We start from the raw sequence: 25387 nt of genomic DNA, 5'->3' as shown, positions 1-25387 counted from the left end.
CTTGCGAGGCACCGCCCTTAGCCTCGCCCGATGAATGCCGCGCTCGCCCCCCAGTACGCCCCGATCCCATCGCTTCCTTCCCCTGTCGACGAGGCATGGCAGGTGCTGGACGACCCCGGCGAATGGCCCGGCTTCGGCCGCCCACTGGACGCGGCCGACGGCTGCTGGGAATCACAGGTGGTGGTCGAGGGCATGCACTGCGCGGCCTGCGCCTTCACCGTCGAGGCCGCGCTGCGCCAGGTGCCCGGCGTGAGCGACGTGCAGGTCAACGCGGCGAGCCGGCGCGCGCGCATCGTGTGGTCGCCGGCCGTGACCCGGCCGTCCCGCTGGTTCGAGGCCTGCGCGAAGGCAGGCTACGCGCTGCTGCCGGGCGGCGACCGGTCCGCGAGTGCCCTGCGCGAGCGCGAATCGCGGCTGGCCCTGTGGCGCTGGCTGGTCTCGGGCCTGTGCATGATGCAGGTGATGATGTACGCCTACCCGGCCTACATCGCGCGCCCCGGCGACATGAGCGCCGATGCGGCGCAACTCCTGCGCTGGGCCTCCTGGGTGCTGACGCTGCCGGTGGTGCTCTTCTCCTGCGGACCCTTCTTCCGAAGCGCATGGCGCGACCTGCGCATCGGCCGCATCGGCATGGACCTGCCCGTGGCCTTCGGCGTGCTGATCACCTTCGCCGTCAGCAGCGCGGCAACCTTCGATCGCGCGGGGCCGCTGGGGCACGAGGTCTATTTCGATTCGCTGACGATGTTCGTCTTCTTCCTGCTCACCGGCCGCTGGCTCGAGGCGCGGCTGCGCAACCGAACGGCGGGCGCGCTCGAAGCGCTGATGCACCGGCTGCCCGACAGCGTGGAGCGCCTGGAGGCCAATGGTGGATGGGTGCGCGTGACGGTGCGGCGCCTTGCCGTGGGAGACGTGGTGCGCGTACGACCGGGCGAGGCCTTTCCGGCCGACGGCGTGGTGATCGAGGGCGACACCTGCGCCGACGAGGCCCTGCTCACAGGCGAGTCTCGTCCCGTGCCTCGTCCGTGCGGCAGCCGCGTGCTGGCGGGCAGCCACAACCTCGGGGTCCTGGTGCAGGTGCGCATCGAGTCGGTGGGCGAGGGCACGCGCTTCGCGCAGATCGTGCGGCTGATGGACGGAGCCGCCCTGGGCAAGCCGCGGCTCGCGCAACTGGCCGACCGCGTGGCGCGGCCCTTCCTCTGGGCTGTGCTGGCCGCTGCGGCGGCCGCCGCGCTGATGTGGTGGCACATCGACCCGGGACGGGCGCTGATGGTGGCCGTGGCCGTGCTGATCGTTACCTGTCCCTGCGCGCTGTCGCTGGCCACGCCGGCCGCCATGCTGGCGAGCGCGGGCGCGCTGGCGCGCGGCGGCGTGCTGGCCTCGAACCTGCAGGCGCTCGAAGCACTGGCTTCCGTCGACACGGTGGTGTTCGACAAGACCGGCACGCTCACCGGCGGCACGCCGCGGCTGGAGCGCGTGTACTGCCGGCGCGGGCTGATGCCCGGCGATGCGCTGGAGATCGGCGCGGCGCTCGGGGCGCAGTCGCTGCATCCGGCCGCGCGCGCGCTCGCCAGCGCATGGCAAGCGCAATTCCGCGCGCTGCCCGACTGGAAGGTGCTGCACCTCGCGGAGACGGCAGGGCAGGGCATCGAAGCCCACGTTGTCCGCAGCAGCGGAAGCGACCGCACTGCGCACCCGCTGCGCCTCGGCGCCGCGGCCTTCTGCGACGTGCCCGCATTGCAGGTCGATGCTCTGCAGATCCACATGAGCGACGACCAGGGCTGGCTCGCGAGCTTCGTCCTGGCGGAGGAACTGCGCGCCGATGCCGCCGAAGCCGTGGCTGCGCTCAAGGAACAGGGCATCGCGGTGCGCCTGCTGTCGGGCGACCGCGACGCGGCGGTGCGCGCCGTTGCGGCGCATGCCGGCATTGCCGCGGCGCAGGGCGACTGCACGCCCGAAGACAAGCTCGAAGTGCTTTGGCAGTTGCAAGCCGCGGGCCGCGAGGTGGCCATGGTCGGCGACGGGCTCAACGATGGCCCGAGCCTGGCGCGCGCCAACGCCTCGTTCGCCTTTGGCGATGCGGTTCCGCTGTCGCGCTCGCGTGCCGACTTCGTGGTGCCTGGCGGCGCGCTGTCGGCTGTGCCAAGGGCCATCGCGCAGGCTCGCCGCACGCTGCGCGTAGTGCGGCAGAACCTGTTCTGGGCCGCGGCCTACAACGCGCTGTGCGTACCGCTGGCGGTGGCGGGCTGGCTGCCCGCGTGGCTCGCCGGCCTGGGTATGGCCGCGAGCTCGCTGGTGGTGGTGCTGAACGCGGCGCGGCTGGCCGCACCGGGTGCCGACGTGAAGAGGGCGGTGGGCTGATGGACATTCTCTTCCTCCTCGTGCCGCTGTCCGTGGTGCTGGTGCTCGCCATCCTCGGCGGGCTTTGGTGGGCCGTCGAGCGCGGCCAGTTCGAGGACATCGAGGTCGAAGGCGACCGCATCCTGCGAAACGATTGATCTGCATCAACCCGACCGGGCGGACCCGCAGGGACACTGCCCGCAAATCATTCGAGGGCATCACGATGCAAACAACGAACCCACCCGCGGCCAGCTACGACGACACCGTCGTGCGGCAGTTCGCGCTCATGTCGGTGGTCTGGGGAGTGGTCGGCATGCTGGTCGGCGTGGTCATCGCGTCGCAGCTGGCCTGGCCCGAGCTCAACCTCGGCATTCCCTGGCTGAGCTACGGCCGGCTTCGCCCGCTGCACACCAATGCGGTGATCTTCGCGTTCGGCGGCTGCGCCCTGATGGCCACCAGTTTTCACGTGGTGCAGCGCACCTGCCAGGTCCGGCTGTTCGCGCCGGCGCTCGCGTCCTTCGTGTTCTGGGGCTGGCAACTGGTCATCGTGGCGGCCGCCATCAGCCTGCCCATGGGCTACACCAGCGGCAAGGAATACGCCGAACTCGAATGGCCCATCGACCTGCTGATCGCCGTGGTCTGGGTGGCCTACGCCATCGTGTTCTTCGGCACCATCGGCATGCGCAAGGTGCGCCACATCTACGTGGCCAACTGGTTCTTCGGAGCCTTCATCATCGCGGTGGCGCTGCTGCACATCGTCAACAGCGCCGAGGTGCCCGCCGGCTGGATGAAGAGCTACTCGGCCTACGCGGGCGTGCAGGACGCGATGGTGCAGTGGTGGTACGGCCACAACGCGGTGGGCTTCTTCCTCACGGCCGGCTTCCTGGGAATGATGTACTACTACATCCCCAAGCAGGCGGGCCGGCCGGTGTACTCGTACCGGCTCTCGATCGTGCACTTCTGGGCGCTGATCTTCACCTACATGTGGGCCGGTCCGCACCACCTGCACTACACCGCGCTGCCCGACTGGACGCAGTCGCTGGGCATGGTGTTCTCGCTGATCCTGTTGGCGCCGAGCTGGGGCGGCATGATCAACGGCCTGATGACGCTCTCGGGTGCCTGGCACAAGCTGCGCACCGACCCGATCCTGCGTTTCCTGATCGTCTCGCTGTCGTTCTACGGCATGTCGACCTTCGAGGGGCCGATGATGTCCATCAAGACCGTCAACGCCCTGAGCCACTACACCGACTGGACCATCGGCCACGTGCACTCCGGGGCGCTGGGCTGGGTGGGCTTCATCACCATGGGCTCGCTGTACTACCTGATCCCGCGCATGTACGGCCGCACCACCATGTACAGCGTGAAGGCCATCGAGGCGCACTTCTGGATCGCCACCGTCGGCATCGTGCTGTACATCGCCGCCATGTGGATCGCCGGCGTGATGCAGGGCCTGATGTGGCGCGCCATCAATCCCGACGGCACGCTCACCTACACCTTCGTGGAGAGCGTGAAGGCGACCTTCCCGTTCTACGTGGTGCGGGCGCTGGGCGGGCTGCTGTACCTCTCGGGGATGCTGGTGATGGCCTGGAACGTCTGGATGACTGTCATCTCGGGCCGCTCGGTGCGCGCCGAGATCCCGCCCGCCGCCATGGCCCACGCCTGAGGACGCACGATGAATCCGAACACACCGAACACACCGAAGACCACCGGCTTCACGCACGAGAAGGTCGAAACCAACAACCTGCTGATGATTGTGCTGATCCTCTTCGTCGTGGCCGTGGGCGGCCTGGTGGAGATCGTGCCGCTCTTCTTCCAGAAGTCGACCACCGAGGCGGTGCAGGGCGTGATGCCGCTCACGCCGCTGCAGCTGGCCGGGCGCGACGTCTACCTGCGCGAGGGCTGCTACAACTGCCACTCGCAGATGATCCGGCCCTTCCGCTCGGAGACGCTGCGCTACGGCCACTATTCGGTGGCCGGCGAATTCGTCTACGACCATCCGTTCCAGTGGGGCAGCAAGCGCACCGGCCCCGACCTGCAGCGCGTGGGCGGAAAGTACAGCGACGAGTGGCACCGCATCCACCTGAACAATCCGCGCGACCTGGTGCCCGAGTCGAACATGCCGGCCTATTCATGGCTGGAGAAGAGTGCAATCGACGCCGATGCACTGCCCAGCCACATGCGCGCGCTGCGCAGCGTGGGCGTGCCCTACACCGACGAGGAGATCGCCAAGGCCTCAGACGAGGTGAAGGGCAAGACCGAGATGGAGGCCACCGTGGCCTACCTGCAATCGCTGGGCCTGGCGCTCAAGTAGCGAGGACTGAACACATGATCGACATCACCACCCTGCGCGTCGGCGCCACCGTCGCCTGCTTCATCGTCTTCATCGGCATCGTCGCGTGGGCCTGCGCACGGCGCAACGCGAAGGGCTTCGAGGAAGCCGCACGCCTGCCTTTCGAGCAGGACTGAACGGAGAACCGAGATGAGCGACTTCATCAGTCATTTCTGGTCCGACTACGTCGCGGTGCTCTCGCTGCTGAGCATCGCCGGCTGCGTGCTGCTGTTGTGGCTCACGGCACGCAAGCGCGTAGCGGCCGACGCGGACAACACCACGGGCCACGTGTGGGACGAGGATCTGCGCGAGGCCAACAACCCGCTGCCGCTGTGGTGGGTGGGCCTCTTCGTGCTGACCATCGCGTTCGGCCTGGCGTACCTGGCGATCTTTCCGGGACTCGGCAGCTTCAAGGGGCAGTCCGACTGGACCTCGCGCGCCGAGTACGACACCGAGGTCGCCAGGGCCACGCGCGAACTGGCGCCGGTGTACGACAGGTATGCGACCCTGCCGGCGGAAGAGGTTGCGCGAGACCCGCAGGCCAGGGCCATCGGCGAGCGGCTGTTCATGAACAACTGCGCGCAGTGCCATGGCTCCGACGCGCGCGGCAGCAAGGGCTTTCCGAACCTCACGGACAAGGACTGGCTGCACGGCGGTGCGCCCGACAAGATTGTCGAGACCATCACCAAGGGCCGGGTCGGCACGATGCCGCCCATGGCGGCGGCGGTGGGCACGCCGGACGACGTGAAGAACGTCGCCAACTACGTGCTGAGCCTGTCGGGCGAGCCGCACGACTCGCTGCGGGCTGGGCTGGGCAAGCCGAAGTTCACCGCCTGTGCGGCCTGCCACGGCATCGGCGGCGTGGGCAACGAGGCCCTGGGCGCGCCCCGCCTGAACGACAAGATCTGGCTGCATGGCTACGGCGAGGCGGCCATCGTGCAGATGATCAACGAGGGAAAGCACAACGTGATGCCCGCGCAGGAAGGGCGCCTGACCGAGGCGCAGATCAAGCTGCTCGCCTCGTACGTGTGGGCTTTCTCGAACCCGCCGGCGGCCACGCCCTGACTGGCACCGCAGCCGCTGCCTCATGTCCCGCAAGATCATTCCCATCGTCGCCGTGGCCAACGAAGCCGGCGAGTCCGGAGGGCCCGGCGAAGGCGTCGGTCTCTACGAGGCCTCGAAGAAAATCTACCCCCGCAGCGTGCACGGCATGTTCGCGCGCTGGCGCTGGGCCGTGGTCTTCCTCACGCAGCTTGTCTTCTACGGCCTGCCATGGGTGCAGTGGGGCGAGCGCCAGATGGTGCTCTTCGACCTGGCCGCGCGGCGCTTCTACGTCTTCGGGCTGGTGCTGTACCCGCAGGACCTGATCTACCTCTCGGGCCTGCTGGTCATCAGCGCGCTCTCGCTCTTCCTGTTCACCGCCGTGGCGGGGCGGCTGTGGTGCGGCTATGCCTGTCCGCAAACCGTCTACACCGAGATATTCATGTGGGTGGAACACCGGATAGAGGGAAACCGCACCGCACGCATGCGGCTGGACGCCGAGCCGATGTCGCTCGAGAAGCTGGTGAAGAAATGGTTCAAGCACATCGTGTGGATCGGCATCGCGATGTGGACCGGCTTCACCTTCGTGGGCTACTTCACGCCCATTCGCGAACTTGGCATGGCCTTCCTGCAGACGCAGATGGGTTCGTGGGAGGTGTTCTGGGTGTTTTTCTACGGCTTCGCGACCTATGGCAACGCCGGCTTCATGCGCGAGCAGGTGTGCAAGTACATGTGCCCCTATGCGCGCTTCCAGAGCGCCATGTTCGACCGCGACACGCTCATCGTCACCTATGACCCGCTGCGCGGCGAGCCGCGCGCGCCTCGCCGCAAGGGGCCCGACCCGCGCACGCTGGCGCTGGGCGACTGCATCGACTGCGGCCTGTGCGTGCAGGTCTGCCCGACCGGCATCGACATCCGCCAGGGGCTGCAGTACGAGTGCATCGGCTGCGGCCTGTGCGTGGATGCCTGCGATACGGTGATGCAAAAGATGGCGTATCCGCCGCGCCTCATCCGCTACGACACGCAGAACGGCATGGAGGGCCGCTGGACGCGCCCGCAGCTGCTGCGCCGCGTGCTGCGGGCGCGCGTGCTGGCCTACACGGCCATCCTCGCGGTGCTGGTGTCCGGCCTTCTGGCCAGCCTGGTCGCACGCACGCCGTTCAAGGTCGACGTGGTGCGCGACCGCGCTTCGCTGGCGCGCATCGTCGAGGGAGGTCGGCTGGAGAACGTCTATCGGCTGCAGATCATGAATGCCACCGAGCAACAGCGCCGCTATGCGATTTCCGCGCGCGGTCTCGATGGAGTGGCCGTGGCGTCCGAGCCGGCGGTGACGGTGGACGCCGCCCAGTCGCGCTGGGTTGCAGTGCGCCTGCAGTTGCCCTACGGCGTGACGCCCTCGGGCTCGCACACCGTGTACTTCGACGTACGAGAAGAAGGTGGCGGCGCGCAGGTCTCCGAAAAAGCGGTCTTCCTGGTGCCGCGCTGAAAGGTATCGACATGATTGCAACAACGAACGAACCGGTCGCCGCCGCGTGGTGGCGGTACCCGCTGGTGTGGATGGTGATCGGCGGACCGGCGCTGGTGGTGGTCGCGAGCGTTGCGACCTTCTGGGTCGCGTGGCACCGGCCCGACGCCCTTGTGTCCGAGGACTACTACCGCGAGGGCATCGAGATCAACCGGACACTGGCCGGCAAGGACTCGATGCCCGCGCTCGCCGCGCGCAACCATGCGGCCACGCCGGCAAGCGACCTGCCGTCGCCAGTGAGAAAGAGGGCGCCATGAACGCACAGCGCCAGGTCATGGCTGTGCTGTGGCCGTCCTTCCTCGTTGCCTGCGGCATGGAGGTCCTGGTCTTCGCGATGGTCGATCCGCTCAGCGTGTATTGCGGTGCCGATGTGCTGCACATGTCGCGCCAGGGCATCTATACGGCCTCGTTCTTCGTGTTCTGGCTGATGGCGGCGGCGTCGAGTGCATGCACCGCATTGCTGGCTCCGCCCACCGGTGGCGCCCCCCTCCGGCATGACCTGTGACTTGGCGTTCAAGATGATTTCCACCACCGTCGACCCCATCATGCCCTCGTTGCCGGCCGAGCTGCTGCGTCAGTTCGACGTGCCCGGACCGCGCTATACCTCCTATCCCACGGCCGACCGCTTCGTCGAGGCCTTCGGCGCCGAAGACCACGCGCGCGCCGTGCGCCGGCGGCGCGCGGATGGCGCGCAGGCTGCACCGCTGTCGATGTACGTGCACATCCCGTTTTGCGAATCGCTGTGCTACTACTGCGCCTGCAACAAGGTCATCACGCGGCATCACGAGAAGGCGCGGCATTACCTGGACTACCTCGCGTGCGAGGCTGCGCTGCAGGCCGCGCAGCTCGGGCCGGGCACGGTCGTGAGCCAGCTACACCTCGGCGGTGGCTCGCCCACCTTCCTCGACGACGCAGAACTGACCGGGCTCATGGCCATGCTGCGCGGCGTCTTCGACTTCGCGCCCGACGGCGAGCAGTCCATCGAAATCGATCCGCGCACGGTCGACACCGGCCGCCTGGCGCACCTGGCGTCGCTCGGATTCAACCGCCTGAGCTTCGGTGTGCAGGATTTCGACCCCGACGTGCAGCGTGCGGTGCACCGCGTCCAGCCTGCCGAGCAAGTGTTCGCGCTGATGGCCGACGCGCGGGCGTTGGGTTTCGAGTCGGTCAACGTGGACCTGATCTACGGGCTGCCGCGTCAGAACGACGCATCGTTCGAGCGCACGCTGGCGCAGCTGTGCATGTTGCGGCCGGACCGCATCGCGCTATATGCCTACGCGCACCTGCCGGAGCGCTTCAAGCCGCAACGACGCATCCTGGCCGAAGACCTGCCCGACGCTCCCATCCGGGTGCGGATGCTGGCGCGCGCCATCGAGGTGCTGAGGGATGCGGGCTATGTGTACATCGGCATGGACCACTTCGCGTTGCCAGGCGACCCGCTGGCCGTGGCCAAGCGCAACGGCCGGCTGCACCGAGATTTCCAGGGCTACAGCACCCAGCCGGATGGCGATCTGGTCGCACTGGGCGTATCCGCCATCGGCCGCATGGGCGCCACCTACAGCCAGAACGCCAAGACGCTGGAGAACTACTACGACCTGCTTGATCAACACCGCCTGCCGGTGGTGCGAGGGCTGGCATTGTCGCGCGACGACTTGCTTCGGCGCGACGTGATCATGGCGCTGATGTGCCGCGGCCATGTCGACTTCGACGCCATGGGCGAGGCACACACGGTCGATTTCCGCCATTGCTTCGCGGCCGAATTCGCCGCGCTCGGGCCGCTGGTCGCACAGGGGCTGGTGCGCCTGACCGACCACGACATCAAGGTGACGCCGCGGGGCTGGTTCCTCGTGCGCGCCGTCGCCATGGTGTTCGACAAGTACTGCGGCGCCCATCGCGAGCGCTTTTCGCGCGTGGTCTGACCATGCAGACCGCACTCGCCGGCGCTGCGCTGCTGATGGGCCTGGCCGGAGGCCCGCACTGCGTGGCCATGTGCGGTGCGGCGTCTGCGGCTGTGATCCGCATCGTGCCGGCCAGGGCCGGCGGCGGCGCATTGGCATCGTCGGCACCTGCCGCGTTTCATTTGGGGCGCATTGCCGGCTATGCCGCTGCGGGCGCGGTCGCCGCGGCGAGCGTCGACAGCCTGGCCCTGGCGGGCACCCATATCGCGGCATTGAAACCGCTGTGGGTGTTGTTGCATGTGTTCGTGTTCGCCTGGGGAGCGACGTTGGCGGCCACGGGACGACAGCCACTGTGGGCGCGACGCACGGGCCGCCTGCTCGAGGCGCGGCTGCGGCCACTGGCCGCCAGCACCCCGCTGGGCGTGCTGGCGACGGGCGCACTGTGGTTCGCCATGCCGTGCGGGCTGTTGTATTCGGCGCTGATGCTGGCCAGCCTTGGCAGCGACCCGTTGCAGGGCGCCGGCGCGATGGCGTCGTTCGCGGCCGGTAGTGGCTTGTCGTTGCTGCTGGCGCCCTGGCTGTGGCGGCGGTTGCGCTGGAATGGCCGTGGCACCTGGGGTGCGCGCCTGGCCGGAGTGCTGCTTTCGGCGGTGGCGCTGCAGGCGCTGTGGTCGGACATCACACGGCAGGTAGCGGCCTGGTGCGGCTGAGCAAGGTCGAGGCGAGCCTGCTGCGCGCTCAGCCCATCAGCGTGCGCAGACTGGCCAGCGCGACCTTCGCATCGGCGATGCCGTGGTAGATGGGCGGCACCTCCTTCTTCACGTCCATGAGCCCGTAGACGCCATGCATGGCGCCACGTACCGAATACTCGACCGTGAAGACCACATCCTCCGGGATCTCCACGTACTGGCCGAGCAGGGCGAAGTTGCTGGCGCCGGGAGGACGGACGGGCGGTCGGTCCGACAGGGACCGGCATTCGAATTCGCTGGTGATGTACGGCATCATCACGGGCACCACGGTGGTGGTTTGCCGCACCTCTTCGAGGATGTCCTCGAAGCCCAGGTGATGCATGAGCTCGGTCAGTATGTCCTGTCCGGTCGCCTGTGCCATCGTCCGGTCGATGAAGTTGCCCTGGGTTTCCTGCAGCAGGCCGTAGCCCCAGAGCGTATACACCCCGTCTGGCTGTTCGTCGAAGTGCGGCGAATGCGGAACCACGATCGACATCAGCCAGCTGGAGTCCTTGAAGGTCATGAGGCCGCCGGTGCCGGGCTCGTTGCCCGAGAAGGCCTGGATGCGCTGCAGCAGAAGCGGGCTGCTCATGGTCAGCGTGAACGATGCCCACTTGCTCTCGTCGACGTGGCCGCAAAAAGTTTCGGGCCGGCCGAGGCCGGGTGCCTTGCGGGCCATGTTCTTCCAGAGCGTCCAGGCGCCATCGCGCTGGTCGCGCACGAGTTCGGGCGCTTGGTGGTCGTTGCCGTTGCGCGAATCGGCTGTCATGGAGCCGAGCGTGAGAAGGGCGCAGTCGTCCGGCCCCAGGTGGTAGGACAGCGGGCGGCCGTCGCGAAGGGCGTGCAGCGTCTGAAGCCGCAGGCCGCTGCTGGCGTCGGCGAAGTCCACATCGACCACGCGCGTGCCGAACTCGAAAAGCACACCGTGCGCCAGCAGCCACTTCACCATGGGTCGCACGATGGTGTCGTACTGGTTGAGCGTGGTGCGGCGAACGCCACCCAGGGTGTGGATGCGCGGCAGCTCCTGAAGGAAGCGCAGCATGTAGCGCCTGAGCTCGACCGCGCTGTGCCAGTTCTGGAATGCGAAGGTGGTGCGCCACATGGCCCAGAAGTTGGTGTCGAGAAAGTGCGGCGAGAAGTATTCCTCGATGGGCTTTGCACCCAGCGCGCGTTCCGGCGTGGCCAGCAGGCGCATCAGCTCCAGCCGGTCCTGCAGGTCGAAGCCGAGGTCGCTGGCATCGATGATGCGGTGGTGTCGGTCGATCAGCCGCGCACGCGCATGCGAAAGCAGTTGCTGGTTGAAGGCGCGGACCTCCTCGTGCACCGTGCGCGAAGGCGTGTCCAGCGAGGGGATGCTGTCCAGCAGGTTCCACAGGCAGGTGTAAGTCTCGTCGGTGAACATGCGGCCGCCGCGCGTCACGTAGCCTTGGCTCGCGTTGCCCGCGCCGTCGAGTGCGCCGCCGGGCAACGGCGATTCCTCGAGGATGCGGATGCGTGAACCATGCATGCCTGCGTCGCGTATCAGCAGCACGGCCGCACTCAGCGCGCCGATACCGCTGCCGACGATGTAGGCCTGGTTGAAAGGGGGCATGGAATATTCCTCGGGAAAGCGATGAAGCACCGTGGGGGCGGCACAAGGCTAAAGCCACTGGCGGGGCCGCGGCTTGATGCAGCGCAGCAGCCCCCGGCCGGTGGCCGCGATCACCGCGCGATCACCGCTGCAGGCCGGACGGTAAGTCCGTTCAGCAGTGTCGTCAGGCCCTCAGTGCGGCGTGCGGCGCGTTCCGCGGCTGCCCGCTGGGCCTCGTCGGCCACCCTGCCAACCAGGGTCACCACGCCATTGGTCACGCGCACGTCGACATCGCAGGCGTTGACGGCCGGATCCCAGTTGAGCTGGGCGAAGACATCGTGTCTGAGCTGAATGTCCGGGTTCATGGCAATCCTTTCTGGAAAACGGAGGGAGGCGAGAGTTTCCGGCGGTGCATAGGTCGGAAGGCGCAACGGCACATCGGGTGCGTTCATGTCTTGTGTCCTTCTTGGGGATGACGCGATCTTGCCGATCGAGAAGAAGAACACCTTGCGCCAGCGCAAGCTTCGATGCAATGCGCGCGTTCCTGATCCGCGCATCGCGAACAAGGACTGCTGAACATGCTGGGTAACCGCTCCGGGATTGATCCTGCGCAAGGCCACTTGCAGCCGCTCGCTCGAGAATGACCGCAGGCAATCCCATTCGCCCATCACGAGGTCGTCCCATGAACATTACATTGAACGGAACCCTGCAATTTCTGGGGTTCTGCGTCGCCACGCTTCTGGCCACAAGCGTTCTCGTGCTCGCGGGTTTGAACGAGCGCAGTCCCGCGCAGGACGGCTCGACACCCACTTCACACACCACGAAAGACTCACGATGAAATCCTCCAGCCGCCGAACTTTCATGCTCACGCTGGCCGCAACGGGGGCAGCCGTCTCTGCCACCGGCGCGTTCGCAGAAGCCCGACTCGACGAAAAAGACCCACAGGCCGCGGCCCTGGGATATGTTGCCGATTCAGCGAAGGCCGACGCGAAGAGGTTTCCGAAGCACGACAACGCCCAGCTGTGCAACGGCTGCGCACTCTGGCAGTCCAAGCCGACAGATGCCACTGGCAATTGCGCGTTGTTTCCGGGGAAGCCTGTGAGCGCAAAGGGCTGGTGCAGCGCCTGGGCAAAAAAGGCCTAGCGCCTCTTGTCGCCAAGGGATCGGAGAGTTCCTTCAGACGCGTTGAGCTGCGGCGGCCAAAATCGCATGACGCATTGCTGCGTCTCGCTGCCAAGCAGCAGCCGCTTGATGCCCTTGCGGCCGTGCGAGGCTAGGCATGCGTGCCGGCCCGGTCTTGCGCTCGATCAAGCATCGGCGCTGTCGCGTGGAAGTTAGTTCGCGGGCGATTGATTCAGCGCAAGGCTGTGCGATTCGGGCAGGCCTAAGGTCGTCCCATCCAAAGCCCGTCAGTCCAAGGAGCCCTCATGCAGACCCCGAAATCCATCCTGCTTCACCTCGACGGCTCGGCCCGTACCGTGGAGCGCATCAAGCTGGCGCGCCAGCTCGCGGAGACTTTCGATGCCGAAGTGACCGCCCGGCCGTGCACCCTTTCCGCACTCATGCGCTACCCGTACGCCATCGAGGCCGCGGCGGAGGCGGTCGCGATCATGCAGGAGATCGACAAGGACGCGCGCGACAGGATGCACGCCACCTTCATCGAGCACAGCGCAGGTTCGCAGCGCCTGCACTGGGCCGAGCCGGAGAGCGATGGACCCTGGGGCTTCGCGCGGCGCGCGCTCTATGCCGACCTGATGATCCTCGGTCAGGGCGACCGGAACGACCCGATGGACGGCGAACTGCCCGGCGATTTCCTGCCCAGCGTGCTGGTGCAGAGCGGCCGGCCGGCACTGGTGCTGCCGTATGCGGGGCCGGTCGGCTCCATCGGCCGCAACGTACTGGTGGCGTGGAAGGAAACCCCCGAGTCCGCGCGCGCCGTGACCGCCGCGCTGCCATGGCTGCGAAAGGCGGCCCGGGTGCATGTCGTGGCCTACGGCGAGGACGCCGAGGCTTCGCTGCAGCGCCTGCAGGACTACCTGCGGACGCAAGGCGTCCAGAACATCACGCTGCATCCCGGCGGCGACAACGACGACGACGTCGGCAACAAGCTGCTGTCCTTTGCCGCGGATCTGAGTTCGGACATGCTGGTAATGGGCTGCTATGGCCACAGCCGGGCGCGCGAATGGGTGATGGGCGGCGCCACGCTGTCCATGCTCCAGTGGATGACCTTGCCCGTGCTCATGTCGCACTGAGGCACACCATGCGCATCGACTTTCTCGGCGGCACGGGCACCGTCACCGGCTCGAAGTACCTGCTGACGCACGAAGGCCGGCGGCTGCTCGTCGATTGCGGCCTCTTCCAGGGGCTGAAGCAGCTGCGCCTTCGCAACTGGGAAGCGCTGCCGGTCGACGCAGCAGCGATCGATGCCGTGCTGCTGACGCACGCGCACATGGACCACAGCGGCTTCGTGCCGCGGCTGGTGCAGCTCGGCTTCAAGGGCCGGGTGTATTGCACCTCGGCCACCCGTGAGCTTTGCGAACTGCTGCTGCCCGACTCGGGCCGCCTGCAGGAGGAAGACGCCGACTTCGCCAACCGTCACGGCCATTCGAAGCACAAGCCCGCCTTGCCGCTTTACACCGAGCAGGACGCGCGCGCGGCCCTCAAGCGCTTCGAGGTCGTCCCGTTCGGCCAGGAGTGCTCCCCTTGGCCCGGCTGGACCTGGCAACTGCACAGGGCGGGCCACATCCTGGGCGCCGGCAGCCTGCGCGTCGGCTGGGAAGGCTCGAGCATCCTGTTCTCGGGAGACCTGGGACGCAGCCAGGACCTGCTGATGCGCCCGCCCGAAGTCGCCGAACCGGCAGACTACGTGGTGGTGGAGTCGACCTATGGCAATCGCAGGCATCCGGCGTCGGACACGCTGGCCGAACTGGCGGGCGTGATCAACCGCACGGCCGCGCGCGGAGGCATCGTGGTGATTCCGGCCTTTGCCGTCGGACGCGCGCAGACGCTGCTGCATTGCATCCAGCTGCTCAAGCAGGCGCGGCGCATTCCCGACATGCCGGTATACCTCAACAGCCCGATGGCGGCGGATGCCACGCGCATCTATGGCAAGCACCTGGACGAACACCGCTTGAGCGCCGAACAATGCGCCGCCATGCAGGGGAAAACCACTATCGTCAACACGATCGAGGAATCCCGGCGGTTGAACACCCTGGGCTTTCCTTCGATCATCGTGTCGGCCAGCGGCATGGCCACCGGCGGGCGCGTGCTGCACCACCTGAAGGCCTACGCACCCGACGCCAGGAACACCATCCTTTTCGCAGGCTTCCAGGCCGCCGGCACGCGCGGCGCGGCCATGGTGGCCGGCGCCGACGCGATCAAGATCCACGGCGCCTACGTGCCGGTACGCGCGGAGGTCGCGAACCTCGAGACCCTGTCGGCCCATGCCGACCGCGACGAGCTGCTCGCCTGGCTCGATGCACAGCGCGCGCCGCGCCGGGTGTTCGTGACCCACGGAGAGCCGGTGGCTGCCGATGCATTGCGGCTGGCCATCGAGGAGCGCCACGGCTGGCCGTGCACGGTGCCCGACTACCGCGAATCGCGGGAGCTCTGAAGCGCCCGGCGCGCGGGCTCCCGTTCAGGGCACCAGCACCGCGGCGCCCTCGATGCGGCCCGCGCGCAGATCGGCCAGCGCTTCGTTGGCCTGCGCGAGCGGATAGGTTCTGGTGTGCACCTGCAGCGGATGCGCCTGCGCGAATGCCAGGAACTCCTTCGCATCGGCGCGCGTGAGGTTCGCCACCGAGACAACGCTGCGTTCCTCCCACAGCAGCCGGTACGGGAAGGCCGGGATGTCGCTCATGTGGATGCCGCCGCACACAACCCGGCCGCCCTTGCGCACGACACGCAGCGCGGCCGGCACCAGCTCGCCGACGGGCGCGAAGATGATGGCCGCGTCCAGCGGCTCGGGCGGCCGCTCGTTCGAGCCGCCAGCCCACACGGCGCCGAGGCTGCGGGCGAAGGCCTGCGTCGCAAGGTCCGCGGGCCGGGTGAATGCGAAGACCTCGCGACCCTGCGCAATGGCCGCTTGCGCTACCAGGTGCGCCGCGGCGCCGAAACCGAAGATGCCCAGCCGGCGCACGCCTTCGCCGGCTGCCTTCAGGCTGCGCCAGCCGATCAGGCCCGCGCAGAGCAGGGGGGCAATGCGGGCGGCATCGGCTTTGGGCATGGCCAGTGGAAGGCAGAACGCGGCCTCGGCAATCACATGGCTCGCGAAGCCGCCATCGCGGTGGTAGCCGGTGAAGCGCGGCGTGTCGCAGAGGTTCTCGCGGCCCTCCGCGCAGAAGGCACAGCAGTCGCAGGTGTGGCCCAACCAGGGCACGCCGACGAGGTCACCCACGCGATAGTCTGTTCCCCCGGAGCCGGTCTCTTCCACCACGCCCACGATCTCGTGACCCGGCACGATCGGCAGCACGGGCAGCGGCAACTCGCCATCGACGATGTGCAGGTCAGTGCGGCAGACCGCGCAGGCCAGAACGCGAAGGCGAAGCTCGCCGGGCCCAGGCTTTGGGATGTTGCGTTGCTCCAGTTCGAGCGGGAGCAGCGCTGCGTTCAGCACCATGGCGCACATGGTCGGCTCGCTCCGTACGCGGGGATCGAGAGTGGCTTGTGTCGCGGAGATGGCATGCATGGCAGGTCTCGCTGAAAAAAACGCCCGGGCGTTGCCGCCTCAGGCCATGTACTTGCCGCCGTTGATCGACAGTGTGATGCCGTTGACGAACGCGGACTCGTCGGCGACGAGGAACGCCACGCCGCGCGCGATCTCCCCCGGCGTGGCCAGGCGCCCGGCCGGAATGGCCGACAGGATGCCGCTGCTGCCGCCGGTGACGAGCGCGACGCGCATGCTCAGGCGTCCACGAGCAGATCGTTCACCACCACCGTAACGCCCGGGGTGGCCCATGCGGCACCCTGCACCGCGTCGCGCTCGGTCCAGGAATGGACCGTGCCGCGCAGCGTGACCTGTGAGCCGCTGACCGTGATGGCAAGCTGGCGGGCTTCGCGGTCGGCCTGGCGCGAAAGCGCGTCGTGAATCTTCTTCTCGATATCGGCGGGGCTCACCTTCGGCTTGACTTTCACGAGGTTCGACACGCCGGTCACGCCCATCAGGTTGCATACCGCGCTTTCGGCGGCGCTGCGCTGATAGTCCCACTCGACTTCGCCGTTCAGCGTGAGCCAGCCTTTTTCCACCATGGGGTGGATCTTGTCGTCGGGCACGAGCACGTTCCACTCGAGCGCGCGTTCGGCCGCCATGGCGATGTCGGCATCGGTGCGCTGGTTGTCGAAAGGCAGCTTCACGCTCAGTTCGATGGCCAGCGCCTTGACGCCATGCACGCGCTGCACAGCGCGCTCGACGGCGTATTTCTCGGCGTAGCTGGCCAGGTGGCCGGTGAGGGTGACCACGCCGTCCTTGACGATCACCCCGATGTCGGAGGTCTTGACGTCGGGTGCCCAGTTCAACTCGGCCTGGATGTCGTTGCGCAATTGGGTATCGGTCTTCATGGGAGATTCCTTGCAGTGAGTGAATGGAGGAGCGGTCGTCGCGTGAAAACCGTTTGCGACCGTGGAGTTCACTGTAGGAACCGGGAGGCCCGGCCGCATTGCGCTGGATCAAGTGCGCGCGTCGGGCGCCAGGCGGCTCAGGCGATGGCGTCCAGCAGCAGGGCCTGGAGCACGAAGCGCCGGTTGTCGGCCAGCGGGGTCCTGTCGCCGAGCAACTCGGCAAGGTTCCCGGTTGGATGGGCTTTCGTGGCAGCGCCGTCGAAGACGGGGATCCCGGCGTACTGGCCGATGCGTTGCACGAGCTCGGGGTCCAGGCCCTGGCATTCCACGGCTTCGTAGAGACGGCCGAGCATGCGGGCTGTGTTCTGCACTTCCTGCTGTGCGCTCGCGAGCGACAGGCCCGGGCGCATGACCGCCACGTGCGCGCCCATTTCCTCGGCAGCGCTGCGAAAAAGCGCCTGTGCCTCGTCGGACGGCATTTCGCACAGAAGCCCCAGATTCTTGCCGCGCAGCAGCCTCGGGGTGCTCCCGTCCAGTGCGGCGCGCTGGAGCATCTGCGCGCGGCACAGCAGGCTCGTCACCTCCAGCGGCGAGAGCTGCGGTGCGGCCTCGGGGGCACAAGTCTTGTGGGAGAGGGGCATGGAAATGGTCGATATGTGGCCTGCCAAGGCTAAGGACCCCGAAGGGCCCGGGCTTGATGCAAGTCAAAGCATGGGGGTGCACATATGTGATTTGCGGCACGTCCCATGCCGTTGATACACGCCGGACACATTGCATTCTCCGAGCGTTACCCACCGACTCCAGCCGTTGTCATTGCGTTGCCGAAGGCTTCCTAACATCCATCCATCGACACGCGACAGACCACCAAGGAATCCAGATGCTCAATACCGTCACTCCCTCGAAGACCGCACCGGTCCCGACCGGCCTGGCATTGCCGAGCATCGGCCGGGACTGCGAGGGTCGGAACACCGCCGACACGCTGAAGCTGCTGTGCGAGCAACTCACCCCCCAGCGCCGCGTGGTGCACACGGGCGACACGATCTACCAGGCGGGCGAGCGCTTCGGCAATCTCTACATCCTGAATTCGGGCTTCTTCAAGATCGTGAATCTCTCGGCCGACGGGCGCGAGCAGGTGGTGGGCCTGAAGTTCCGTGGCGACTGGCTCGGCTTCGACGGCATCGCCGGCGGGCGCTATTCGTGCGATGCCGTGGCCATGGACACGGGCGAGATCTGGGTCGTGTCGTACGAGGCCCTGCTGGCCGCCTGCGCCAGCCACCCGACACTGCTGCAGGTGCTGCACGCCGCCATGAGCCGCGAGATCGCGCACGACCGGGATTCGCTGATGTCCGTCTGCACGCTGCCGGCCGATGCCCGCGTGGCCGACTTCCTGCGCTACTGGGCGGAGACGCTGGCCGAGCGCGGCATGCGCACCGACGAGATCACGCTGCGCATGACGCGCGCCGAGATCGGCAACTACTTGGGCATGACGCTCGAGAGCGTGAGCCGGGCGCTCTCGCGGCTGGCGCGCGACAACGTCATCGGCTTTGCCACCAAGGGGCGCCGCGACGTGCAGATTCCCGACGTGCGCGCGCTGTCCGCCTTCGTGCAGCGCTGCCTGTCGCCCGCGCCCGCGATGCTCCAGTAATCAATCCAGCAAGCCGGCCGGCCGCCCGCCCGTTCAAGCGCCGCCGGCAAGCACCTTCGCCATGGCTTGCGCCAGTTCAGAGCGCGTGTAAGGCTTGGGCAGCAATTCCCAGCTTTGCGGCACCTCACGGTCGGCATCGAGCAGTTCCGACGAAAAGCCTGACATCAGCAGCACGGCCATTTGCGGAAAGCGCTGCTGAATCTCCGAGGCCAGGCGCGTGCCGCGCATGCCGGCGCCCAGCGCGATGTCGCTCAGCAGCAGGTCGAAGGGCCCGGCGCCCGCGTCCAGCGCCGACAACGCCTGCTCGGCCGTGGCGGCGGTGAAGACCTTGCAGCCCAGCGTGGTCAGGAAGGTGTTCGCGACCTTGCGCACTTCCACATCGTCCTCGACCAGCATCACGCGCAGGCCGGATGGAATGGCCTCGCCGGCGGGTTCTTCCATCGCGGCGGGCGGGCGGACTTCCTCCTGTTGCGGCAGATAGAGCGTGACCGTGGTGCCGTGGCCGATCTTGCTGTCGATCGCGACCGCGCCCCGGGACTGGTGGACGAAGCCGTACACCGTGCTCAGGCCCAGGCCCGTGCCGCGGCCGACCTCCTTGGTGGTGAAGAAGGGCTCGAAGGCGTGCTCCTTCACCTCCTCGGACATGCCCGTGCCGCTGTCGGCGATGGAGATCGCGACGAAACGCGCCGATGCATCGCCGCGAGGGTCGTTGCGCTGGCTGCGCAGCGCCATCGGCAAGGCGCGGCACAGTTCGGTGCAAAAGCGCAGCGTGCCTCCTTCAGGCATGGCGTCGCGTGCATTGATCGCGATGTTGAGCAGCGCCGATTCCAGCTGGCCCGGGTCCGCCATCACGGGCGGGCAGCCGGGGGCGGTGTCGATCTCGATGCGGATGCGCTGGTCCAGCGTGCGTCGCAGCATGTCCGCCAGCGAGTGCAGCAGCGCGTGCGAATCGATGGCGACCGGCTGCAGCACCTGCCGCCGGGAAAACGCCAGCAGCTTGCCGGTGAGTTCGGCCCCGCGTCGCGAAGCCCGGTTGGCAGCGCCCAGCAACTGTTGCACGTAGCCGTTTTGCGCGAGGGCAGGCAACTCTTCCAGAACCTGGAGGTTGCCCTGGATCACGGTCAGCAGGTTGTTGAAGTCATGCGCGATGCCGCCCGTGAGCTGGCCGACGCTTTCGAGCCGCTGGGCATGGTTGAGCGCCTCCTCTGTCTGCACGCGCTGCAGGCTGGTGGCAAGCAGGCTGGACAGCGATTCGAGAAAACGGACTTCCTCGTCGCCGAAGCGCTTGGATTCCTTCGAGCGCACCGACAACATGCCGATCACGCGCCCCAGGTCGGTCAGCGGCACCGCGAGCGCGCTGACCAGGCCAGAGTCGAGGTAGGCCTTGGGCACGGAAAACCGGTCTTCCCTGCGGTAGTCCGGCACCACGACCGGCCGGCCCTGGGAGAACACGAAGCCCGGCGGGGTGTCGGGGCGGTTGGCGATGCGCGCCCCTATCTCCTCGCCGGCGACCAGACCGACGCCGCTGGCCACCCGGAACTCGAGGCGGTTGCCGTCGAGCAGCCATACCATTGCAACCTCGACCTGCAAGGCCGTGGTGATGATTTCCGGCACGTGCTGGAGCACCACCTGCAGGTCGCGCGTGTCGACCGCCAGGCGCCCCAGCTGGGCCAGGTGTTCGCTGTAGCGCGCGCGCTGCAGCGCCTGCTTCACGCGCGGGTAGGCGCCGATGTCGCGGATGGCGGCCACGACGAAGGGCAGCCCGTGGCTCTGCAGCGGGCTGAGCGCAATCTCGACCATGACCTCGCTGCCGTCCTTGCGCTTGGCCACCAGCTCCATGTGCGTGCCCATCGGACGGGGGCGGGGCGCGCGGCCATAGGCCTCGCGGTACGAGGCATGGCGCGGGCGGATGCTGTCGGGCACCAGCACGTCGACATTCAGGCCCACCAGCTCGCTCACCGCATAGCCCAGCAGCGCGGCTGCCGAAGGGTTGGCGAGCATGATGCTGCCGGACTGGTCCACCAGCAGCAGCGAATCGGGGTAGGCGATGAAGAGCAGGCGGAACACGCTGCCTTCGTCGATGCCCGACGGCAAGCCCTGGATGGGCGCGTCGGGCAGGAAGGGCGGGTTGTCCGCGGCGTCAGCCATGGGAAACCGACGGCACCAGGATGTAGCCCGCGCCTCGCACCGACTTGATGAGCTGCGGATCGTCCGCATCCGCCTCTATCTTCTTGCGCAGCCGGCCGACCTGCACATCGATCGTGCGATCGAAGGGGGCGGCTTCGCGACCGCGTGTCTGCCCGAGCAGGAAGTCGCGCGACAGCACGCGGCCGGGATGGCGGGCAAAGGCCTGCAGCAGGTCGAACTCGCCGCCGGTCAGGGGCACTTGCTCGCCTTGCGGATTCCTGAGGCTGCGCGCGGCGGTGTCGAGCTGCCAGCCGGCGAAGAGCAGCTTGTCGGGAGAAACCGCTGCGGTTGGCGCGGCTGCAGGCGCCTCGGGCGTCAGCCGCCGCAGCACCGCCTTCACGCGCGCCACCAACTCGCGCAGGTCGAAAGGCTTGGTGACGTAGTCGTCGGCGCCCACCTCGAGGCCCACCACCTTGTCCACCGCATCGCCCCGGCCCGTGACGATGACGAGGCCGCAGCGCCAGCTTTCGCGCACGCGGCGCGCAATGGTGAAGCCGTCTTCGCCGGGCAGACCGAGGTCAAGCAGCACGAGGTCTGCGGGGTCGGTGTCCATCAGCGTCATGAGGGCCCGGCCGTTGTGGACCTGGGTGACACGGAAACCGTGGCCCTGCAGGTAGTTGGCCAGCAGCAGGGTGATGTCAACCTCGTCGTCGAGCACCGCGATGTGGGAGGCAGGTTTCATGCGTGGGCAAGGAAATAAGGCGCGAATGTTGTAAACATCCTGGATCGGCATGAGCGTAGCACGCACGCCTGGCCAGCGGCGCCGCTTGCAGCCCTGCCGCCGGCTATCGCGTCCAGCGCCAGTTCTCGACCTCCGGCATGTCCCGGCCGTGGCGGGTGATGTAGGCCCGGTGCTCCAGGAGCCTGTCGCGCAGATGCTGCTGCACATGCCCCGTGCTGTCGCACAGGCGCGGCACGCGTGCGATGGCATCGGCGGCGAGATGAAAGCGGTCCAGCCGGTTGAGCACCGTCATGTCGAATGGCGTGGTGGTGGTGCCTTCCTCGCAATAGCCGTGGACGTGGAAGCCGGGGTGGTTTTGCCGCTTGTAGATCAGCCGGTGAATCAGCGCCGGGTAGCCGTGGAACGCGAAGATCACCGGCCTGTCGGTGGTGAAGATGGTGTCGAAGTCGGCATCGGAAAGGCCGTGCGGGTGCGCGGCAGGCGACTGCAGCGCCATCAGGTCGACCACGTTCACGACCCGCACCTTCAGCTCCGGTACCTTTTCGCGCAGCAGGTCGACCGCTGCCATCGTCTCCAGCGTGGGCACGTCACCGGCGCAGGCCATGACCACGTCGGGTGTGCCGCCTTCGTCGTTGCTCGCCCATTCCCAGATGCCCAGGCCCGCGGTGCAGTGGCGCGTCGCGGCATCGATGTCCAGCCATTGGGGCGCGGGCTGCTTGCCCGCCACGATGACGTTCACGTAGTCGCGGCTGCGCAGGCAATGGTCGGTCACCGAGAGCAGGGTGTTGGCGTCCGGCGGCAGGTACACGCGCACGACCTCGGCCTTCTTGTTGACCACGTGATCGAGAAAGCCCGGGTCCTGGTGGCTGAAGCCGTTGTGGTCCTGCCGCCAGACGTGGCTCGTGAGCAGGTAGTTCAGCGACGCTATCGGCCGCCGCCAGCCGATGCCGCGCGCGACCTTCAGCCACTTGGCATGCTGGTTGAACATCGAGTCGATGATGTGGATGAAGGCCTCGTAGCACGAGAAGAAGCCGTGCCGCCCGGTCAGAAGGTAGCCTTCGAGCCAGCCTTGGCAAAGGTGTTCGCTCAGCACTTCCATCACGCGGCCATCGGGCGAAAGGTGGTCGTCGCCCGGCCATATCCGGGCGGTCGTTGTACGTTCGGTCACCTCGAACAGGGCGCCGAGCCGGTTCGACGCGGTTTCGTCAGGCCCCATCACCCTGAAGTTGCGATCTTGCGCATTGGCGCGCATGACTTCGCGCAGAAAGTTGCCCACGACGCGCGTGGCCTCTGCATCGACCGCGCCCGGCGCAGCCACCGGCACGGCGTGTGCGCGGAAGGGCGGCATCGTCAGATCCTTCAACAGCAGTCCGCCGTTGGCGTGCGGATTGGCACTCATGCGGCGAAGGCCCACGGGTGCGAGAGCCGCGATTTCGGGGCGCAGGGCGCCGCGCGCATCGAACAGCTCCTCGGGCCGGTAGCTGCGCAGCCACTGTTCGAGCAGTTCGACGTGGCCGGGCTTGGCTGCAAAGTCGGTGAGCGGCACCTGGTGCGCGCGGAAGGTGCCTTCGACCTGCAGGCCGTCAACCTGGCGCGGTCCGGTCCAGCCCTTGGGAGATCGCAGCACGATCATGGGCCAGCGCGGCCTCGTGTGAAAACCGTCCTTGCGGGCGCTGGCCTGGATGGCGCGAATGCTGTCCAGCGCTGTATCGAGCACGGCCGCCATCTGCCTGTGCATCCCGGCCGGCTCGTCGCCCACGACGAAGTACGGCTCGTGCCCGTAGCCACGCAGCAACTGCGTCAGTTCTTCCTCGCCGATGCGCGCCAGCACGGTGGGGCCGGCGATCTTGTAGCCGTTCAGATGCAGGATCGGCAGTACCGCTCCGTCGCGTTGCGGGTTCAGGAACTTGTTGGAGTGCCAGCTCGCCGCCAGCGCACCGGTCTCGGCCTCGCCGTCGCCGATCACGCAGCAGGCCAGCAGCGAAGGGTTGTCGAACACCGCGCCGTAGGCGTGCAGCAGCGAATAGCCCAGCTCGCCGCCCTCGTGGATGGAGCCCGGCGTCTCGGGCGCGACGTGGCTCGGAATGCCGCCCGGGAACGAGAACTGAGTGAACAGGCGCTGCAGGCCCTCGGCATCCTGCCCGATGGCGGGATACACCTCGCTGTAGGTCCCTTCGAGGTAAGTGTTGGCGACCACGCCCGGCCCGCCGTGGCCCGGGCCCGCGATGAAGATGGCATCGAGGTCCCGCGCATTGATGGCGCGGTTCATGTGCGCATAGATGAAGTTCAGGCCCGGCGTCGTTCCCCAATGCCCCAGCAGGCGCGGTTTGATGTGCGAGAGCGAGAGCTTCTCGCGCAGCAGGGGGTTGTCCATCAGGTAGATCTGGCCCGCCGAGAGGTAGTTGGCGGCGCGCCACCAGGCATCGAGCAGCGTGAAGTCGTCGTCCGGAATTGCCGGTGCAGGGGAGAAGGCCATGTCGAGCTGCTTTCTGGGTGGACGGACGTTCCAGTATGGGCATGCGAGCGTGTGCAGGGTTGATGTCGCTCAAACCGGTAACAACCGATACAGGAGGCGTGGCTTTGTGTTGCCTTGATCCCGCGCAAGCCGGGCAGGGCGGTGCGGCGTCAGCATTCGTGTGAACGCCCCGTCGGGCAAGAGGACACACCATGAACTCCGGCTTCACTTTTCCGCTGGCGCTGTGCAAGGCGCAGTACGGCATCTGGCTGCACTCGCTCGAGATGTTCGGATCGCGCATCCTGCAGGACGGCATCGCACTGACCCGCGCCGAGACGGATGCCGTCATGCGGGCCGAGGACTGGCCGGCTCTGGCCATGGCGCCGATGCAGGCGTTCCGGCGTTCGGACGAGGGTCGCCTTTCGCATGAAACCGCGCCGGCTGCTCCAGTCGCCGCTGCACCAACCCGGCGGGCCGTGGTGAACGATGCCTTGCGGACCTTGCACGAGAGACTGGTCACAGCCTCGCCCGAGCTTGCGCACCGGAAGCATGCCGGCCGCAAGGCGGCCGCAGCGCGAGGAAGAGCGTGATGCTTTCGACCATCTCTGTTCACCTCGACCACACCGAGCGGTGCGAGGTCCGTACCCTGCTGGCGGCCCGGCTTGCCAGGCTGCATCGCAGCCACCTCATAGGCATCGTGCCGACCAGCGTGCCGGCTGAGTGCGCTTCGGCACGCCCGATTCCCTGCACGAAAGATGGGGCCGATGTCCTCGTCGAGGCATCCCTGTACCTTCGCAGGCGGGCCGAAACCGTCGCGCACGTGTTTCGCAGCCGGCTCGCGGGTGCAACCCCGCTGCCCTGCGACACGCGGCTGGTGGACGGCGAACCTGCGCAGGCCATCGTCCGTCTCGGTCGTGCCAGCGACCTGATTGTCGCGGGGCAGGCGGACGAAGCTGCAGTTGTGGGCGATGCGGAGCGCCGGCTGCCCGGGGAGGTCATGCTGGACGCGGGCCGGCCCGTGCTCATCGTTCCGCGTGCGGGGCGCGTTGCGCATGTTCTTGACAGGGTTCTCGTGGCCTGGGACGGGAGCAGGGAAGCGTCGATCTCGCTGCGCGGCGCGATGCCGCTGCTGTGCAAGGCGGCGCACGTCACATTGCTCTCTCTTGTGCGCGACGGACCAGATACAGCCCATGCGCCGGCCTCCTGGGCGATGAGCGGCTGGTTGTTTCGTCATGGCGTCCAGGCCACGATCGAGCGCTCGACGACATCCCTGCGCATCTCCGAAGCCCTGTTGCATCGCGCCGAGGCACTGGAAGCCGATCTGCTCGTGATGGGCGGCTATGGCCACGCCCGCCTGCGCGAGCGCGTGCTGGGCGGTGTGACGCGCGACGTGCTGGCGCGCGCCACCCTCCCGGTCCTGATGGCGCACTGACG

At 67.6% G+C, this 25387-nt stretch carries 26 protein-coding genes; 17 read left to right on the top strand and 9 right to left on the bottom strand.

What is annotated here, in order from left to right; translation table 11 throughout:
- The first annotated feature begins 30 nt into the window (after positions 1-30).
- The 11 genes from PMI12_RS10745 (at position 31) to PMI12_RS10695 (ending at position 9840) form a co-directional block, all read left to right on the top strand.
- Entirely contained in the window at positions 31-2358 is a 2328-nt protein-coding gene (locus tag PMI12_RS10745; RefSeq protein WP_007832044.1) for a heavy metal translocating P-type ATPase, read from the top strand.
- Positions 2358-2495: a cbb3-type cytochrome oxidase assembly protein CcoS gene (gene ccoS, locus PMI12_RS10740; protein ID WP_007832042.1), complete on the top strand. Its 138-nt coding sequence runs from the start codon at positions 2358-2360 to the stop codon at positions 2493-2495. The genes PMI12_RS10745 and ccoS overlap by 1 nt, the downstream gene beginning before the upstream one ends.
- Before the next feature lie 65 nt (positions 2496-2560).
- Positions 2561-4000, top strand: coding sequence for a cytochrome-c oxidase, cbb3-type subunit I (gene ccoN, locus PMI12_RS10735; protein WP_007832041.1), 1440 nt, complete (start codon positions 2561-2563; stop codon positions 3998-4000).
- A gap of 9 nt (positions 4001-4009) precedes the next feature.
- A complete protein-coding gene (gene ccoO / locus PMI12_RS10730; RefSeq protein WP_007832040.1) occupies positions 4010-4648 on the top strand; it encodes a cytochrome-c oxidase, cbb3-type subunit II in 639 nt (212 codons plus the stop codon).
- A gap of 14 nt (positions 4649-4662) precedes the next feature.
- Positions 4663-4803 (top strand): cbb3-type cytochrome oxidase subunit 3, encoded by a 141-nt coding sequence (locus tag PMI12_RS10725; RefSeq protein WP_007832039.1) that lies wholly within the window; start codon positions 4663-4665, stop codon positions 4801-4803.
- Between the two features lie 13 nt (positions 4804-4816).
- Entirely contained in the window at positions 4817-5731 is a 915-nt protein-coding gene (gene ccoP, locus PMI12_RS10720) for a cytochrome-c oxidase, cbb3-type subunit III (RefSeq protein WP_007832038.1), read from the top strand.
- A 22-nt stretch (positions 5732-5753) separates the two neighbouring features.
- Positions 5754-7193 carry a cytochrome c oxidase accessory protein CcoG gene (gene ccoG, locus PMI12_RS10715; RefSeq protein ID WP_007832036.1) on the top strand — a complete coding sequence of 480 codons (1440 nt, stop codon included), beginning with the start codon at positions 5754-5756 and terminating at the stop codon, positions 7191-7193.
- 11 nt (positions 7194-7204) lie between these two features.
- Complete coding sequence (locus tag PMI12_RS10710) at positions 7205-7489, top strand: FixH family protein (RefSeq protein WP_007832034.1); 285 nt, start codon at positions 7205-7207, stop codon at positions 7487-7489.
- A complete protein-coding gene (locus PMI12_RS10705) occupies positions 7486-7737 on the top strand; it encodes a hypothetical protein (RefSeq protein WP_007832032.1) in 252 nt (83 codons plus the stop codon). The genes PMI12_RS10710 and PMI12_RS10705 overlap by 4 nt, the downstream gene beginning before the upstream one ends.
- Positions 7738-7777: 40 nt before the next feature.
- On the top strand, positions 7778-9151 hold the full coding sequence (gene hemN, locus PMI12_RS10700; protein ID WP_042673209.1) for an oxygen-independent coproporphyrinogen III oxidase: 1374 nt from the start codon (positions 7778-7780) through the stop codon (positions 9149-9151).
- Between the two features lie 2 nt (positions 9152-9153).
- Positions 9154-9840, top strand: a complete 687-nt coding sequence (locus tag PMI12_RS10695) for a sulfite exporter TauE/SafE family protein (RefSeq protein WP_007832011.1) — start codon at positions 9154-9156, stop codon at positions 9838-9840.
- 28 nt (positions 9841-9868) lie between these two features.
- Here PMI12_RS10695 and PMI12_RS10690 read toward each other — a convergent pair whose 3' ends face one another.
- Positions 9869-11449, bottom strand: a complete 1581-nt coding sequence (locus PMI12_RS10690) for an oleate hydratase (protein ID WP_007832007.1) — start codon at positions 11447-11449, stop codon at positions 9869-9871.
- Positions 11450-11559: 110 nt separating this feature from the next.
- Positions 11560-12096, bottom strand: coding sequence for a BON domain-containing protein (locus PMI12_RS29395; protein WP_237726071.1), 537 nt, complete (start codon positions 12094-12096; stop codon positions 11560-11562).
- A 166-nt stretch (positions 12097-12262) separates the two neighbouring features.
- Here PMI12_RS29395 and PMI12_RS10680 point away from each other — a divergent pair, with 166 nt between their 5' ends.
- The 3 genes from PMI12_RS10680 to PMI12_RS10670 all read left to right on the top strand — a co-directional run bounded on the left by PMI12_RS10680 (position 12263) and on the right by PMI12_RS10670 (position 15041).
- A complete protein-coding gene (locus PMI12_RS10680) occupies positions 12263-12571 on the top strand; it encodes a high-potential iron-sulfur protein (protein ID WP_042673185.1) in 309 nt (102 codons plus the stop codon).
- Positions 12572-12855: 284 nt separating this feature from the next.
- Complete coding sequence (locus tag PMI12_RS10675) at positions 12856-13680, top strand: universal stress protein (protein ID WP_007832000.1); 825 nt, start codon at positions 12856-12858, stop codon at positions 13678-13680.
- An 8-nt stretch (positions 13681-13688) separates the two neighbouring features.
- A complete protein-coding gene (locus PMI12_RS10670) occupies positions 13689-15041 on the top strand; it encodes an MBL fold metallo-hydrolase RNA specificity domain-containing protein (protein WP_007831997.1) in 1353 nt (450 codons plus the stop codon).
- 24 nt (positions 15042-15065) lie between these two features.
- Here PMI12_RS10670 and PMI12_RS10665 read toward each other — a convergent pair whose 3' ends face one another.
- The 4 genes from PMI12_RS10665 to PMI12_RS10655 form a co-directional block, all read right to left on the bottom strand.
- Entirely contained in the window at positions 15066-16055 is a 990-nt protein-coding gene (locus PMI12_RS10665) for a zinc-dependent alcohol dehydrogenase family protein (RefSeq protein ID WP_007831995.1), read from the bottom strand.
- A 99-nt stretch (positions 16056-16154) separates the two neighbouring features.
- Positions 16155-16328 carry an SDR family oxidoreductase gene (locus PMI12_RS28700; protein WP_007831993.1) on the bottom strand — a complete coding sequence of 58 codons (174 nt, stop codon included), beginning with the start codon at positions 16326-16328 and terminating at the stop codon, positions 16155-16157.
- A gap of 2 nt (positions 16329-16330) precedes the next feature.
- On the bottom strand, positions 16331-16984 hold the full coding sequence (locus PMI12_RS10660) for a BON domain-containing protein (RefSeq protein WP_007831990.1): 654 nt from the start codon (positions 16982-16984) through the stop codon (positions 16331-16333).
- A 137-nt stretch (positions 16985-17121) separates the two neighbouring features.
- Positions 17122-17625, bottom strand: coding sequence for an ornithine carbamoyltransferase (locus PMI12_RS10655; RefSeq protein ID WP_007831987.1), 504 nt, complete (start codon positions 17623-17625; stop codon positions 17122-17124).
- A 236-nt stretch (positions 17626-17861) separates the two neighbouring features.
- On the opposite strand from PMI12_RS10655, the gene PMI12_RS10650 reads away from it, so the two are divergent.
- Positions 17862-18629, top strand: coding sequence for a Crp/Fnr family transcriptional regulator (locus tag PMI12_RS10650; protein ID WP_007831985.1), 768 nt, complete (start codon positions 17862-17864; stop codon positions 18627-18629).
- Positions 18630-18662: 33 nt separating this feature from the next.
- Here PMI12_RS10650 and PMI12_RS10645 read toward each other — a convergent pair whose 3' ends face one another.
- From PMI12_RS10645 to PMI12_RS10635, 3 genes are all read right to left on the bottom strand, one after another.
- Positions 18663-20777, bottom strand: coding sequence for a PAS domain S-box protein (locus PMI12_RS10645; RefSeq protein WP_007831984.1), 2115 nt, complete (start codon positions 20775-20777; stop codon positions 18663-18665).
- A complete protein-coding gene (locus PMI12_RS10640) occupies positions 20770-21498 on the bottom strand; it encodes a winged helix-turn-helix domain-containing protein (protein ID WP_007831983.1) in 729 nt (242 codons plus the stop codon). Before PMI12_RS10640 ends, PMI12_RS10645 begins: the two co-directional genes overlap by 8 nt.
- A 103-nt stretch (positions 21499-21601) precedes the next feature.
- Positions 21602-23974 carry a phosphoketolase family protein gene (locus PMI12_RS10635; RefSeq protein WP_007831982.1) on the bottom strand — a complete coding sequence of 791 codons (2373 nt, stop codon included), beginning with the start codon at positions 23972-23974 and terminating at the stop codon, positions 21602-21604.
- Between the two features lie 191 nt (positions 23975-24165).
- Between PMI12_RS10635 and PMI12_RS10630 the strand changes: the two genes are divergently transcribed.
- Both PMI12_RS10630 and PMI12_RS10625 read left to right on the top strand, forming a co-directional pair.
- The gene (locus tag PMI12_RS10630) at positions 24166-24543 is read left to right on the top strand and encodes a hypothetical protein (protein WP_007831981.1); all 378 of its coding nucleotides are present in this window, start codon (positions 24166-24168) and stop codon (positions 24541-24543) included.
- Positions 24543-25385, top strand: a complete 843-nt coding sequence (locus PMI12_RS10625) for a universal stress protein (protein WP_007831980.1) — start codon at positions 24543-24545, stop codon at positions 25383-25385. The genes PMI12_RS10630 and PMI12_RS10625 overlap by 1 nt, the downstream gene beginning before the upstream one ends.
- The last annotated feature ends 2 nt before the right edge of the window (positions 25386-25387 follow it).

This window comes from Variovorax sp. CF313 (assembly GCF_000282635.1).
GTDB lineage: Bacteria > Pseudomonadota > Gammaproteobacteria > Burkholderiales > Burkholderiaceae_C > Variovorax.
Note: the sequence above shows the minus strand (reverse complement) of the source record. Positions and strands in the feature narration are given on the sequence as shown.